The following is a 15920-nucleotide window of genomic DNA, read 5'->3' as shown; positions in this document are numbered from 1 at the left end:
GGACGATTATGCACAAAAAAAACCTTAGCGAACTGGCAGCCGGGCTGCGCAGTAAAGAATTTTCCAGCGTTGAACTCACCCAATTCTTCTTGGACCGCATAAGCCAGCACCAAGACTTAAATGCGTTTATCACCGTTAGCGCAGAAAGCGCCTTGCTACAAGCGAGAGCCGCCGATCAACTGCTGGCCACTGGTAACGCCGGACCACTTGCCGGCATCCCCATCGCCCAAAAAGACATTTTCTGCACGCTAGGCACTAAAACCAGCTGCGGCTCGAAAATGCTGGACAATTTCATCGCCCCTTACGACGCCACCGTGGTTGATCATTTCAACAGCGCCGGCGCGGTGATGCTGGGCAAATTGAACATGGACGAATTTGCGATGGGTTCGTCCAACGAAAACAGCTTCTACGGGCCGGTGCGCAACCCTTGGGCGACTGATTGCGTCCCCGGCGGCTCGTCCGGCGGCTCGGCGGCGGCAGTTGCGGGGCGCCTTGCACCTGCCGTGACGGGCACCGATACCGGTGGTTCGATTCGCCAGCCTGCGGCATTGTGCGGCATCACTGGTTTAAAACCGACTTACGGCCGGGTGTCGCGCTACGGCATGATCGCTTACGCTTCCAGTCTGGATCAGGGCGGACCGATGACCCGGAGCGCCGAAGATGCCGCTCTGTTGATGCAAATCATGGCCGGCTTCGATCCTAAAGACTCCACCAGCGTGAATCAAGCGGTGCCTGACTATAGCGCGGACCTGAACGATAGCTTGCAAGGTTTGAAGATCGGTCTGCCAAAACAGTTTTTTAGCGCCGAACTCGACAGCCAAATGGCTGCCGCCATCCAGGCCGCCATCGCCGAATACCAAAAACTCGGCGCGGAAGTCAAAGAGGTGGACATGCCCAACCTGAACTTGGCCATTCCCGCCTATTACGTCATTGCTTCGGCCGAATGTTCGTCCAACCTCTCGCGTTACGACGGCGTGCGCTTCGGCTACCGTTGCCAAAATCCGGCAGAATTGACTGACCTGTACACTCGCTCGCGCGGCGAAGCCTTCGGTGCGGAAGTCAAACGCCGTATCCTGATGGGCACCTATGCGCTGTCGGCCGGTTATTACGACGCTTATTACTTAAAAGCTCAACAAGTACGCCGCCTGATCAGCGATGACTTCAAGCGAGCTTTGAGCGAAGTCGATGTATTGATGGGCCCGGTTACCCCCAGCACCGCCTTTCGTATCGGCGAAAAAACCAGCGATCCGATTCAGATGTATCTGGAAGACATTTACACGATAGCCATCAACCTGGCCGGCCTACCAGCCATGTCGATTCCGGCAGGTTTCATAAACGGCAAGCCGGTGGGTTTGCATGTCATTGGCAATTATTTCAGCGAAGCTAAATTGCTGAATGTCGGCCATCGCTATCAACAAGTGACCGACTGGCATTTGCAACTACCGAAAGGCTTCGAGTAGCACGGGAGGCAACATGGCGCCTATCACGCAACTATCGCAACTGGACCCGAACGGCACCTATAGCTACGCGGATTATTTGACCTGGCAGCTCGAAGAATCGGTCGAGCTTATCAAGGGCAAGATCATGGCGATGTCGCCTGCACCAAATGTCAAGCATCAAAGGATTGCGCTTAAGTTACTGCGACCAATTGACAACTACTTCTTGCACAAAAGTTGTGAAGTCTTTATTGCCCCCTTCGACGTCAAGCTTTACGACCGCCGCAAATCGCTACTGACCGACCGCGAAGCTTTCAGCGTCGTGCAACCCGATCTTTGCGTGATCTGCGACAAGGACAAACTGACCGAACAAGGTTGCGACGGCGCACCCAATTGGATCATTGAAGTACTGTCGCCGGGCAATAGCCGCAAAGAAGTTCGCCTGAAATACGATTTATACGAAGAAAGCGGTGTCAGCGAATATTGGCTGGTATTCCCCTACGAGCAGATCGTGCAGCAATTTGTGCTAGACGAGCACGGCAAATACCAATTACGCGGCCTGTATCCCGGCAACGAAATCGCCACCCCGCATTTATTCCCCGACCTGCAAATCGACTTGAACGACGTTTTTGCCGAATAAGCTTTAAAGGAACCAAGAATGAACTCACAATGGGAAGCCGTCATCGGCTTGGAAATCCACACCCAACTGTCCACTAAATCCAAAATCTTCTCCGGCGCAGCCACCGCTTATGGCGCCGAGCCTAACACTCAGGCGTGTGCAGTGGATTTAGGCTTGCCCGGTGTATTGCCGGTGCTGAACAAAGACGCGGTCCGCAAGGCCGTGACTTTCGGCTTGGCGATCGATGCCGAAATCGCGCCACACTCGGTATTTGCCCGCAAAAACTACTTCTACCCGGACTTACCGAAAGGCTATCAGATCAGTCAGTTCGAGCTGCCCATCGTCGGCAACGGCCATCTGGACATTGAAGTCGACGGCGTCGAAAAACGCATCGGCATCACCCGCGCCCATCTGGAAGAAGACGCCGGCAAATCCCTGCACGAGGATTTCCACGGCTTGACCGGTATCGACCTGAACCGCGCCGGCACACCGCTGTTGGAAATTGTTTCCGAGCCGGACATGCGTTCCGCCAAGGAAGCCGTGGCCTACATGCGTAAACTGCACGAACTGGTGCGCTACCTGGAAATCTGCGACGGCAACATGCAGGAAGGCTCGTTCCGCTGCGACGCCAACGTCTCGGTGCGCCCCAAAGGCCAAAAGGAATTCGGCACCCGCGCCGAAATCAAAAACATCAACTCTTTCAAGTTCGTGGAAAAAGCCATCAATCACGAAATTGAGCGGCAAATCGATGTAATCGAAAGCGGTAACAAAGTAGTTCAGGAAACGCGGCTTTACGACGCCAACAAAGACGAAACCCGCTCGATGCGCAGCAAGGAAGAAGCCAACGACTACCGTTACTTCCCCGACCCCGATCTGTTACCGGTGTTGATCGAAGAAAGTTTGAAGGACGAAATCCGTGCGACCCTGCCGGAGTTGCCGGATGCTAAGAAGCAGCGTTTCATCGATCAATACGCCCTGGATAACGAAAGCGCCACGACCTTGACTTCATCCCGCGAACTGGCCGATTTTTACGAAGCCGTGGTCAAAGCCTCCGGCGGCGAAGCCAAACTGGCCGGCAACTGGCTGACCGGCGACGTGCTCGGCGCATTGAACAAAGCCGGCCTGGAAATCAGCGATTGCCCGGTCAGTGCCGACCGTTTGGCTGGCTTGATCAAACGCATTGCCGACAACACGATTTCCGGCAAAACCGCCAAACAGGTATTCGACAAGCTTTGGAACAGCAACGACAGCGCCGACGAGATCATCGAAAAAGAAGGCTTGAAGCAGATCACCGACAGCGGCGCGATAGAAACGATCGTCGACAAAGTCATCGCCGCCAACCCGGTACCAGTCGAACAATACCGAGCCGGCAAGGACAAGGCTTTGATGGCCTTAGTTGGGCAAATCATGAAAGAAACCCAAGGCAAGGCCAATCCGGGCGAAGTGAACAAGATGTTGATTGCCAAGCTGAAAAGCTAGGTCTGCCACCTCCCAATCACTGAATTTATCGTCATCCCCGCGCAAGCGGGGATCCAGAATTTTGGCTTTCCTGGATTCCCGCATACGCGGGAACGAAGAAATCGGTGCCGAAAAATTTAGGTCTTTCCGACATTTGAACTCGGCAAATATAGAATTTCCGGCAACACCACTTCCCAATGCTCGCAACGCAAATTTTCGGTATTCACGGCGGTTCTATGTCTAACCGAAATGGCAGCAACCCGCACCTTAACGATGTCGCCTTTTGGCGGCGCAAAAGCCTGTGCCATCCGGGTAACTGCCATGCCATTTAAATCGGCTATCTCCCAACCAGCTTGCCCATCGCTTCTGGCCCGCAAAATCAACTCGCTACCCACATCCAACGCGGCAATCGCCCGGTGGATCGGCTTACCGGGAGGAAAGTAGCCGGGCCAAGACAACACGATTTGCCCAAGATCCGCCGTCCAAGTGCGTTGCCCCAGCCGCTGAAACTCCAACGCGTGTTGCGGTTGGGTTTTAACGCAAAGCGCTTCGCAGTCTCTGACAAAAGCATGCCGCCCGCCCTGCTTGGCGCACAAAGTTAGGGTTTTGCGGGCGCGCGTCATCGCTACATAAAACAGCCGCCGCTCCTCGTCGCTTGCTTGCTGCCAGCCACCACCATCCAGAATCAGGACATGATCAAACTCCAAGCCCTTGGCACGATGCGCCGTCAATAAGAGTAGCGGCGCATGCCGGCTGTCGTTTTCACCGGACTGGCTGCCGAAACCGAATTCGTAGAGTGCATCGACAAGGTTGCTGACCACCTGCTGGCAACCCGGCGCGGCGACCTCGGCGGCGATGATGAATTGCGCCAGCATGGCTAGATAAGGATGTTCGATCAGCTCATTCACATTTTGCCGATAGCGGCGTTTGAACCAGCGCGACAACGATCCCCAACGCAGCAACACCCTTGGTTTGCGGGCCGTTCGCCTTTGCTTATTCAACAGGGCCAGCAAACTATGGCCTTCCCTAGTGGCATGCAAATTCAGCAAATAATCGTCGCGCATCAGCCTTACCGGAATGCCTAGCAACCGACACAATTCTGCCAGCGGCTCCAGCGTGTCCCAATGTCTAGCAATCACCGCAAACCGGCCCCAATGGCTGACTTGGCCCGCGTTTGCCAAGGTGTTCAGCCTTAACAGCTCGACCGACGCCACCTGGACTTCGCCATCCAACGACGCTGGCGTTTCCAGAATATGCACGCGGCCTTGAGTCAAACTATCCAGCTCGGCAAATTCGCCACCATCCACCACATCCCTGCGCGCGTAATTGATTTGGATTGCATGCTGGGTTTTCATCCGCTCCCGCGCCGGGGCAATCACCCGGTTCGCGCAATGGATGATCTGCGCCGTGGAGCGGTAATTTTCGATCAGGTAGTAGGTTTTTGCCTGATAGTCCACGGCAAACTGTTTGATGAAACGCACATTCGCGCCGCCAAAAGCATAGATGTTTTGATCATCGTCACCCACCGCCAACAAGGACAATTTATCGTCCTCGCTATTGATGGCTCTACCGGCCAGCGCGCTGATTAGCTCGTAATGCTCGGCGTTGATGTCCTGATATTCGTCAACCAATAAATAACGCAAACCGGACAGCAAGCGGTCACGTTGGATGCCCGGCCCAAGTTCGTCGCCCTGCTCCGCTTGTTTTAACAGCGCGGTGGCGTTTTTGATCACCGCTGAAAAATCAACGCTCTCACCATGTTCGGCAGCCACCGCATAACTGGTGCCGGTCAAGCGCATTGCCAAGCCGTGCAAGGTTTGCACCGTGACGCCGGAGGCATCGGCACCAATCAAGGCCCACAAGCGTTTGCGAATTTCAAGCGCCGCCGAGCGGTTGTAACTCAGCACCATAATATCTTCCGGCAACACCATGCATTCGCGCAGCAACCAGGCCACCCGATGCACGATGACCTTGGTCTTACCGGAACCGGGGCCGGCCAACACCAACTGACTACCCTCGGGCGGCGCAGCAACGATGGCTTGCTGATCGGGATTTTGCAGATCGGTGAGAATGCGCCGATGCGCGGCTTCGGTGGTGGCCATTTCCAGAATATCCTGGCGGCCTGCAAAATAGCGGCGCACGAATTCGGGTCTGTCCATGGCAAAGTAATCGACGATAAATGCCATCGCCGCCTGAATCTTGCCCAGCGCCAGCCGGGCGTATTCCGCCATCACATGGACCTGGATAATCTTGTCCTTGTAGTGCAAAGCCAGTTCGGCGTAATCGGATTTTTTAAACTGTCGGCGCCGGGCTTCGGCATTGAGCTGGATACTCATCGCCGCCCGAAATACTGCCTTGCCGCGTGCCAGATGCAAAACTTCATTGCTGTCCAGATAGATTAGCGCTGCTGCCAAAGCCACCTGCCAATCACGCACCTCCAGATCCTGCAAAGTCAGATCGGCTTGCAAAGCCACCTCCAAATCGCCTTGCTTGCAGGTGACGAGCAAATTATTGCCTTGGCGTTGTGCTAGAAAATAATTCAGCAAGGCCTGAGCCAGCCGCATGCGTTTGTGCCGAATCAGGTCGATGTCCTGCCAGCTACGCAGCAATTTAAGATAGCGGTTATCCTGACCGAACGGACGCAACGCGAAAAAACCACGCTGGCTGCTACTATCGCCAAAGGCTTCGGCAAACGATTTCATCAAGCGGGTCAATTTGTCCGGCGTCAATTCCACGCCGGCATCGCGCCGCAAGGTATCGCAGAGCCGTCGCACATTCAGAATCTGCCATTGCTCTTGGTCGGCATCGGGCGCGGCCTCGCGCATGCTGGCGATCAAGGCGTCTTCCAGCTTGCGCAAGTCCGCCAGCCTATCGACCGTGTCGGGATCGCGGTACAGGGTCACGCCGATTTCGGTATCGTTGGAGACCAGCTTAAAACGATCCAACTCCCGTAACATGCTCTGCACTTCGTGAGAGTTGCGGCCGGTAGCCAACATCAAGTCGTCGGTACTAATGCCTTCGTCGTCTTCGCTGTAAAATAACTGCGACAACAGCGCCATATAAGGCTCGATATTGGTATTCGGACCCAGCTTTTTCTGCAGCAAAACCTGGGCTTCTTCGAGACTGGCAACCTGCAAGCTACCCGGAAACACCCGGGTATGATTTTCCTGACGCTCCAGCAAGCGCGCTTCTTCCAGCCAGGCCACCGCAATGCGGACTTTGGTGTCGGCATCGGCGGCGTCGGGATCGATGCCGTGCTTGTCCGGAATCTCCAGCAATATTTCGCCGCTGGTGACTACCACCGAACCTTCGCTGCGGTCTTTGCGCTCGATGCTGCGCAGCGCTTTTAAAATCGCGGAAATATCGTGTTGCGTCAGCTTGGAATTACGCAGCAAGCGAAACTGCACATCCAGGTCGGCATCGTCATACAGCAACACACAACGCGCAGGATCTTGATCACGACCGGCCCGACCGGCTTCCTGCAAATAGTTTTCCAGCGAGCCCGGCGTATCCAAATGAATCACCAAGCGCACGTCGGCCTTATCCACGCCCATACCAAAGGCATTGGTGGCGGCGATTACCCGAAGCTCGCCGGCGATAAAAGCTTCCTGCACCTGACGCTTTTGCTCGGGCTGCATACCGCCGTGAAAATAGCCGCAATCCACACCGGCCTGTTTCAAAAATTCGGCCGTTTCCTCCACGGTTTTCTGCCGGGCGCAGAACACGATGGCACCGCCCTCGTCGCGCAAGCTTTGCTCCAGCAAACGCAGCACTTCCGGGTATTTGGCTTGGGCCGGCACCGCGTGTACTTCGTACAGCAGGTTTTCGCGGCTGACGCCGCCGGTCAAACACGCCAGCGTAATACCCAGGCGCTTGCGAAAATGCTCCACAATGTCTTGCACCACATCCGGCTTGGCGGTGGCGGTAAAACAAAACACCGGTGACGGCTTATCCTTTTGCCGGGTTTTTATAAAACGCGACACGTACAAATAATCCGGCCGAAAATCATGACCCCATTTGGATAAACAATGCGCTTCGTCGAATACCCAAGCGCCGACTTCACGATGCTGTAAGGCTTTGGCAAATGCGCTGCTGCGAAATTGTTCCGGCGCGACAAAGATCAAACCCAAATCGCCCAAGCGCAACTTATCCAGCATCACCTGCCGTTCCAGTGGATTCAGCAGACTGTTGATGTAGCCGGCGCAGGTGATGCCCCGCGCTTCCAGGTTATCCACCTGATCCTTCATCAAGGATTGCAGCGGCGAGACAATCACCGTCAGGCTGCCGTTGCGATAAAAACGCGCCAGCGCCGGCAATTGATAACACAAGGACTTGCCGCCGCCAGTTGGCAGAATCGCCAGGGTCGGAGTGCCGGCAAAGCCGTGTTCGACGATGACTTGTTGCAAGGACTGACCGTCCTCGGTAGTCGGCGTCTGCCGGAACTGGGTGATGCCAGGAAAATAGCGCGGCAACAATTGCGACAGATCATGCTGCTCCCGACACCAGTCGCACTCGGCATCGCCACAAGGCACATCGCGCAAGGTCGCGATTAACTCCCGCGTTTTCGGGAAGGACAAACTCACCCAGGGCGGTAACACCGAATTGCCGCCCGCTACTCGCAGCCAGGCCAGCACATAAGCCAAAGACTTATGCCAAGCAGGATCGGGCAAATAGTGATTGACGATTTGTAGCTGCCCAGCGCGGCACGCCTTACCCTCGGTAGCTCGTTGCCAGGCTGCTTGGGCATCAGGCAAGGAAGGCCGCAACGCGGCGCGCAAGCTGGCAAAAAAATTCGCCACGCCCTTTCCGTTTTCCGGCGCCAATAAAAAATGCAGACACAGCGCTTCGTCAGGCTGATCGGCCACCCGCTGTCGCAAGGCGCCAGCCTGATCCAGAAACAGCTCGTAAGCCAGTTCCGCGTCCCGAACCGGATCGTTGCGGGTGGTGGTACAGAGTTTGTAGTCCTTCACCAGGCGGTGATAGGGATTTTGAGGAAAAGCCACCGGCGACAGTTCCAGCGTATCGACCAAGGGCAAACGATGCAGCACCAAATCCGGATGCAATACCGATAGAGCCGGTTGATCGAAGGCAATCACGTTATGCCCCAACACAAACGCCGCGCCTTCGCTGATCTGATCCAGCTTTTGCCGCAAGTCGGCAGCTTTACCTGATAAGCGCAAGCGGGCATCGGTGTCCGGGCGATACGCACCAATCTCCCGCAGCTTTAAGCTATCCTGCCGCGCGGTTTCTATGTCGATGCAAAGGCACTTGGCTCGAATTCTGTCGGGTGGTTGAGCCATTGTGTCGAGGAATGGGGATGGACTTAGATGTTTAGGTTAGCGACGACTGATAATTGCTTAGTGCTATTCGGCCAACCCGCTAGACGAAGCTATTGGGCCGGAGGAAGCGGGCATTAACCATAGCGCAACAAACGGGTCTTGCCTAGCTTAGCTTAGCCAATCGCGCTGACATCCTGACTTTTCCAGAATTCTTGCCTAAAAAAGTGGGCGTAGACTGTTTAATGTAATCAAACAAATTCGAAATGATGCCTCTCATTTAGTACTACAGCATCCCTCAAAATTAAATTGCCTCCATCGAAAGCGTGATTTTTGATCTCGCTGATTAAGAAACCCCATGCTTCAAAACCAACGAAGCCAGTAAAAAAACCAAGCTTACCAACACGATAGCGAAAGACTGATTGCTACTACGTCTGGCACTTGCCAGTTGGTTTTGCAAGGCATGGCTTGTAATCACTTCGCCCTGATCGTAAAGAGCAAAAATACTGTTCAATGTCCCCGTGGCGGTGTCAAAGAAGGCCACCGGATCGATCGCCGGCTTATCCACAGTCAGCAATTTTTGTTCGATATGGCCAATTAAACTGGTAATGTGCACATGAACCGCAGCCGAAGACTGCTGAAAGCGGTTATCGGCAACCATGGATATATCGGCGTTGCCCATGCCGGCTTCAACCCGTTCGATGGCCTGGCGGATACGCGTAATCAGAAAACCCAGCTTGATCCTATCAGTGATCCGACAGCGGCCAGCCGCGGCCACGCCGGTGCCGATAGCGCGTGCCTGACCTATCGCCTCCGCGGTATCCGGCAATAGATGCCATAGAATTTCTATAAAGCTGAACGGACAAATACTTTCCTGATGTAATTGGCTATGCTCCGCTATATCTCTTATCAAATTGAGAATAGTACCGGCCAATAAACAGTGCCGTTCGAAACTTACTTCCTTGGTCAGATGCAACGCGGAAGGGTGTAGTTGCTTCCAGGCATCGCGAATGTCAACGAACGACTGACACGATTCCGGCGACCGCTTGAACTGCCCAGAGAGTTGATCGAGCTGCCGATCAATGCCGGATTGCAAGACCGCGATTTTATATTTAAAGCTCAGATCGCCGTTCAAATAAGCGCTCACCATGCCGCGATGTTGTTGTATCTGCGTCAATAGGTTTTTCAAAGCGCCGGTGATTTCCAGACTATGCAATTGCCCACGTAGATGGTCAAGGCGCGTCTGGCGATTTTTGTAGCACATAAATGCAGCAGTACTGGCGATCACCGCCGCCAATAAAAACAATTCAGAAACATAATCGGGCACGTCTAATTCCCCTTTATATTGGTTAATGAGCGACGATTTGCGCCAATTTAGCCAAATGCCTGGCTATTTCCGCTGATTCCTGGGCCGCATTGCTGTTTTGTTCAACGCTTTGAGCAATCGTCTCGATGTTGCGGCCGATTTCCTGGCTTACCTGGGTTTGCTGTTCGGCGCTGGTTGCTATCATCGTTACGTTATTTAAGGCTTGATCCGCATACTGCCGAATCTCGGCCAGCGATTGTTCAACTTCGAAGGCTTTGTCAATGCCTTTTTCCGTTTGATCCCGAGTGGCGGCGATGGACTGCGCGGCCAGATAAATTTTTTCCCTGACGGCTTCGGTGGTACCGGTTATTTCCTCGGCCGATTGCCGCACCCGTTGCGCCAGCGAGCGAACTTCGTCGGCCACCACGGCAAAGCCGCGACCGTATTCCCCGGCTCGTGCGGCTTCTATCGCCGCATTCAGAGCCAGAAGGTTGGTCTGATCGGAAATGGCTTTAATCACTTCCGAGATACTGGCAACCTGCTGTGAATGCAATTCTAGATTCTGCATCAATTGAGCCAAGTCCTGAATTTCGCCGAACAACGCCTTCATATCGGCAATAAAGCTTTCGATGGCGCGATGGCCTTGCTGGGAAAGCTGCTGCGTGGTCGACGATATTTTTTCAGCGTCCCGGCATTGCCCCGCCACGCCCATGATACTGGCTGACATTTGTTCAATGGCCGCCGCCATCATCGTGGTTCTTTCGCGTTGGTTATCGAGTTTTTCGGCGACGAAACCGGCACCCTGGTTGAGTTGGTCGGCGGCATAGGTCACTTCTTGAATAGACGCATGCACATCGCCTAGGCGCCGGCCCAACGCTTTGGCGGTTTCGTTAAAACCGCTATACAACTGCGACAGCTCATCCTGACCGGTAAGCTGCAGACGCATATTGAAGTTGCCAAGCTCTAACTGCCTGTGTGCGCCGATCAATGCCGCAATCGCACCCGATAGGGAAGAATACATTGCTAACAACGCCACTATCCAAGCCAGATTAGCGGAGACTATCACCAGCCATTGTGACCCGGAAATTGACAGACCCGCATCGACGAGCATAATCAGGGTCAGCACGCCGGCCAAAACAATCAGCGTAAATATCAGCGCAAATTTACTTTTTAGCTTGAAGCGACCGAGAAACGAGTTAATCAGCAATACGGACATTTTGATGCGCCTTCAGTTGAGACATGCCGATTTGCCAGCAATTTTCTCGCCAGCGATATTGCTCAATGCCGCCCAAGCCAAATAGAGGCGCGACGCACCAAAAGGACGAACTTCCCGTTGGAGTTCACAAAAATACGCACCAAGTTGACTCAAAATCGACAGCGAGTTGACCAGGGCCAGGTACCGAAATCCATTCGGTGGCTTATTAGCCCACACTCCAAGCCTCACTGAGTACCTCGGCTTGCTTTAGACACAACTCAACCGCTTCGTCGGCTTTATCGGGTGGATACTTCCAGCGCCGCAAAGCCCTTCTGACCAGATTCCGCAATCGGGCCCGCACGCTATCGCGTTTGGCCCAATCGACCGTCGTGCTATTGCGTAATTGCTCAGTAATATATTTCGCCAGTTCGCGCAGGTTGTTATCACCCAATTCCCGCACGGCCGATTCATTTTGAATCAAGGCCCGGTAAAAGGCGATTTCGTCCGGATTTAAACCCAGTTTTTCCGCTTGCGCCAAATCCGCCTGCATGTCTTTGGCAATCGCAATCAGCTCTTCAATTACCTGAGCGGTTTCGATGGCGCGGTTGTGGTATTTGCGCAAAGACTCCAGAATGCGCTCAGAGTATTTTTTCTCGGATACTACATCGGTTTTCATCCGCGCGTTCACTTCATCGCGCAGCAAACGTTCCAGCAAATCCACCGCCAGATTTTTTTCCTTCAGTTGGGCGACATCATCCATAAATTCTGGCGACAGCAAGCCAATATTGGGCTTGTCCAAACCCACCAAGCTAAAAATATCATCAACGCCATCGGCGACAATCGCGTTATCAATGATCTGCTTTAGCGCCGAGTTTTTCTCTTCATCACTTAAGCGTTTATCCACTGTGGTGTTTTTAGTTAACGAGGCTTTCACCGCGCTTAAAAAGGCAATTTCCATTTTAAGCGGGGCGACTTCATCCAGCGTGCTGCATAAGCTATACGCTTTGACTAATAAGGTCATTACCTCGAAAAAACGCTTTTTACCGTCTAACTCACCATTACTGCCTTGCAAACTCAAAATATGATTCATCGCGCCCGGCAATAACTGCAAAGCCTGGGTGGCAAAGGCACTGTAATCAAAGCCCTGCATCATGCCATGCACTATATCCAGTTTTTCGAGTAGCAGTGCATAGGCCTCATGGGTATCCAGCGTGGGTGCGCCTTTGCCTTTGGAATCGGTGTAGGTTTTCAGCGCCTGCTTCAGCTCGCTGGCAATGCCGATATAGTCCACCACCAAGCCGCCGGGCTTGTCTTTAAACACCCGATTCACCCGTGCAATGGCTTGCATCAGGTTGTGGCCTTTCATCGGCTTGTCGATATACATGGTATGGCAACACGGCGCATCAAAACCCGTCAGCCACATATCGCGCACAATCACCAATTGCAGCGGGTCGTTACTGTCTTTAAATCGCTTTTCAAACAGCTTTTTAGTGGTTTTGCTGTAAATATGCGCCTGAAGCTTGGCATGGTCAGAGGCCGAACCGGTCATCACAATTTTGATCGCCCCCTTGTTGGGGTCGGCATCGTGCCATTCGGGCTTAAGCGCCACAATGGCGTTATACAGCTCCACGCAAATATCCCGGCTCATGCACACAATCATGGCCTTGCCGGGCATACTGGCAACGCGGGTTGCAAAATGACACACCAAATCCTTAGCCACCTGCTCCACGCGCGGCGCACTCCCCACCAGCTTTTCCAAGGCCGCCCATTTAGATTTGGTATTTTCGCGGCTGGCGATGTCTTCTTCATCCTCGATGACTTCGTCCACTTCCGCATTCAAGGCTTCGATGTCTGCCGTGTTGATGTCCAGCTTGGCCAGGCGCGATTCATAATAAATCGGCACCGTCGCGCCATCATCCACCGCGTCTTGAATATCGTAAATCGACACATAATCGCCAAACACCGCGCGCGTATCTTTATCTTGCGCGGCAATCGGTGTACCGGTAAAGCCGATAAAACTGGCGCTGGGCAAGGCATCGCGCAAATGCTTGGAATAACCAAAGGTATATTGGCCTTTGGCATTTAGCTTGGCTTTATCGCCATATTGGCTGCGGTGCGCTTCATCGCTAATCACCACGATATTGTGGCGATTGCTTAATACCGGATGACTGGTTTCATCGGCCAGCAAGGCAAACTTTTGGATGGTGGTAAAAATAATCCCACCCGCTTGGCGTGCGGCCAACATCTCGCGCAAATCATCACGATCACCGGCCTGCACCGGGGTTTGTTTCAACGTTTCGACTGCCATGCTGAAGGTATTAAACAGCTGGCCGTCCAAATCGTTTCTATCGGTCACTACCACGATGGTGGGATTATTCATTTCCGGCTGCGCCAATAATTTACTGGCATAACACACCATCGAAATCGACTTGCCCGAACCCTGGGTATGCCACACCACTCCCGCTTTCCCAGAACCCGGCACCACCCGCTGTGCATAATCCGCGCGGGGCTCGGCTGAACGGTCGTCTATCTGCTGCGCAGCTATGACCGTGGCTTTTACCGCCTCGCGCACAGCATGAAACTGATGATAACCGGCAATCTTTTTAATCAATTGGCCGTCGTCCTGCTCAAACAAAATAAAGTAATGCAGATAATCTAAAAACAATTCCGGCTGAAAAAAGCCCTTCACCAAGGTTTCCAAACGATATTCAAACAGCGGCTTGTCGTCTTCATTTGCCAGTGTGCGCCACGGCAAAAACCGCTCTTTATTGGCGGTCAGCGACCCCACCCGCGCATGCAAACCATCGCTAACGACCAGTGCCGCGTTAAAGATGAATAAATCGCTAATTTCATCCTTATAAGTTTGCAACTGCTGATATGCCGCCCAAATATCGGCGTTAAGGTCTACCGGATTTTTCAGCTCCAGCACCGCCAACGGCAAGCCATTCACAAACACCACCACATCCGGGCGGCGATGGCCCTTGCTGCCTGCAATCGTGTATTGATTCACCACCAAAAACTGGTTATTGCTGACCGTGGCAAAATCCAGCAATGCCACGTAATCGGTTTTCTCTTCGCCGTCGATTTTAAAATCAACTTTCACGCCCTCTAATAACAGGCGATGAAACACATGGTTGCTTTTGATTAACACCGGCGATTCCGGTTTGGCGATTTGCTGGGAGACGCGCTCCAGTACATCGAGCGGAATATGCGGGTTGATTTTTTGCAGTTGACTCAGTAAACGGTCAAATAACTCTACTTGCCGGTAATCGACCCGTTCTGGATGCTCAGCATCGGGCGCAATGTCATAACCATTGGCGTAGCTATAGCCAATGGATTGAAACCAATCGAGGCAAAGCTGTTCCAGTTGGTCTTCGCTGATCATGACCATAACCTGTCCATAGGCACGGCAAAGCAGTTGGCCTGCTTCATGGGCAAACAATTACTTCCTGAATACAACAAAATCCCCCCCTTAAACTGTTCGCCTGCCTGTAAGGCCAGCCTGGCCAAACCGGCACCATCATTTTCATTAAAGCTACTGGCGCGCTTTACCTCAACCGCCCACACCTCGCGCCCGCGCTCAATCACCAAATCCACTTCAACCTGATCTTTATCGCGATAATGCGAAAACTTTAAATCGCTATCGACCCAACCCGCCTGGCAAATAAACTGCTGCACCACAAAACTCTCCAGCAGCCCGCCAAACTCAGTACTTTGAAACGACCAATCTTCCATTGCCAAACGATGTAACACCGCCGCCAATCCGGAATCGACGACATGGATCTTGGGGGTTTTAATTAAACGTTTAGCGTCATTGCGATGCCAGGCAGGCAAACGCCGCACTAAAAACAAACGTTCCAAAATACCCAAATACTTTTCTACCGTTTCGCGGTTGATGTCCAATTCGTTGGACAAGCCGCTGACATTCAACAAATTGGCCGTGCGATACGCCAACAAAGCCATCAATTTGGCCAGATCATCGGTAGATTTAATCGCCGTAATATCGTTAACGTCGCGCTGCATAATCGCGTTTAGATACTGCCTGTACCACTGCCGGGCTCGAGCGGGATTGCGCCGCAACGGTTCCGGGTAGCCACCGCTGCAAACAGCCTCGGCCAACCCTGGCACCACGGTTTGCTCACCGCTAATCTCTGTTTTAATACTGCCGTCTAATAGCGCTTGTAACAAGCAATAGTGGCCGCCCTGCTTTTCCATTTCCGACAAGGGCTGCAACAGCACAATCTCCATGCGCCCCGCCAGCGACTCTTGTACCTTGGGCAACAATAATAAATTGGCCGAACCGGTCAATAAAAATCGCCCCGGCGTCCGGTCTTTATCGACCGATGCTTTAATGGCCGTAAACAACCCAGGCACCCGCTGTACTTCATCCAGCACCACCGATGCAGGCAAGCCCGCCACAAAACCCACCGGATCCTGTTGCGCCACCGTGACCAAATTCGGGTCGTCAAAACTAATATAAGGCGTACTGGGCGCTACCTGCTGTGCCAGCGTGGTTTTACCCACCTGCCTGGGCCCCAACAAACACACCACCGGCGTATCGGCCAGCGCCGCCTGCAACACAGGCATCATATGCCGCACATACACACTCTGTTCCGCCACAACCGCTCCC

The 15920-nt window shown here is 53.4% G+C and carries 8 protein-coding genes; 3 read left to right on the top strand and 5 right to left on the bottom strand.

All coding sequences use genetic code 11. The annotated features are described in order from the left end of the window. The first annotated feature begins 8 nt into the window (after nt 1–8). The 3 genes from gatA to gatB are packed head-to-tail and all read left to right on the top strand — an operon-like array spanning nt 9 to nt 3534. Complete coding sequence (gene gatA, locus G006_RS0118495; protein ID WP_020484716.1) at nt 9–1460, top strand: Asp-tRNA(Asn)/Glu-tRNA(Gln) amidotransferase subunit GatA; 1452 nt, start codon at nt 9–11, stop codon at nt 1458–1460. Between the two features lie 13 nt (nt 1461–1473). Beyond that, nucleotides 1474–2076 (top strand): Uma2 family endonuclease, encoded by a 603-nt coding sequence (locus G006_RS0118490; RefSeq protein ID WP_020484715.1) that lies wholly within the window; start codon nt 1474–1476, stop codon nt 2074–2076. A gap of 18 nt (nt 2077–2094) precedes the next feature. Then, nucleotides 2095–3534 carry an Asp-tRNA(Asn)/Glu-tRNA(Gln) amidotransferase subunit GatB gene (gene gatB, locus G006_RS0118485; protein ID WP_020484714.1) on the top strand — a complete coding sequence of 480 codons (1440 nt, stop codon included), beginning with the start codon at nt 2095–2097 and terminating at the stop codon, nt 3532–3534. A gap of 116 nt (nt 3535–3650) precedes the next feature. On the opposite strand, the gene G006_RS0118480 is transcribed toward gatB, so the two are convergent. From G006_RS0118480 to G006_RS0118460, 5 genes are all read right to left on the bottom strand, one after another. After that, the gene (locus G006_RS0118480; protein WP_020484713.1) at nt 3651–8813 is read right to left on the bottom strand and encodes a RecQ family ATP-dependent DNA helicase; all 5163 of its coding nucleotides are present in this window, start codon (nt 8811–8813) and stop codon (nt 3651–3653) included. A 322-nt stretch (nt 8814–9135) separates the two neighbouring features. After that, a complete protein-coding gene (locus G006_RS0118475; RefSeq protein ID WP_020484712.1) occupies nt 9136–10116 on the bottom strand; it encodes a nitrate- and nitrite sensing domain-containing protein in 981 nt (326 codons plus the stop codon). Nucleotides 10117–10138: 22 nt separating this feature from the next. Continuing rightward, nucleotides 10139–11311 carry a methyl-accepting chemotaxis protein gene (locus tag G006_RS0118470; RefSeq protein WP_020484711.1) on the bottom strand — a complete coding sequence of 391 codons (1173 nt, stop codon included), beginning with the start codon at nt 11309–11311 and terminating at the stop codon, nt 10139–10141. 205 nt (nt 11312–11516) lie between these two features. Further along, a complete protein-coding gene (locus G006_RS0118465; protein WP_026147157.1) occupies nt 11517–14675 on the bottom strand; it encodes a type I restriction endonuclease subunit R in 3159 nt (1052 codons plus the stop codon). Next, nucleotides 14672–15910 (bottom strand): ATP-binding protein, encoded by a 1239-nt coding sequence (locus G006_RS0118460; protein ID WP_200860472.1) that lies wholly within the window; start codon nt 15908–15910, stop codon nt 14672–14674. The genes G006_RS0118465 and G006_RS0118460 overlap by 4 nt, the downstream gene beginning before the upstream one ends. Nucleotides 15911–15920 lie beyond the last annotated feature (10 nt).

Source organism: Methylomonas sp. MK1 (genome assembly GCF_000365425.1).
In the GTDB taxonomy this organism is placed as follows: domain Bacteria; phylum Pseudomonadota; class Gammaproteobacteria; order Methylococcales; family Methylomonadaceae; genus Methylomonas.
This window is presented reverse-complemented; position numbering and strand designations above follow the sequence as displayed.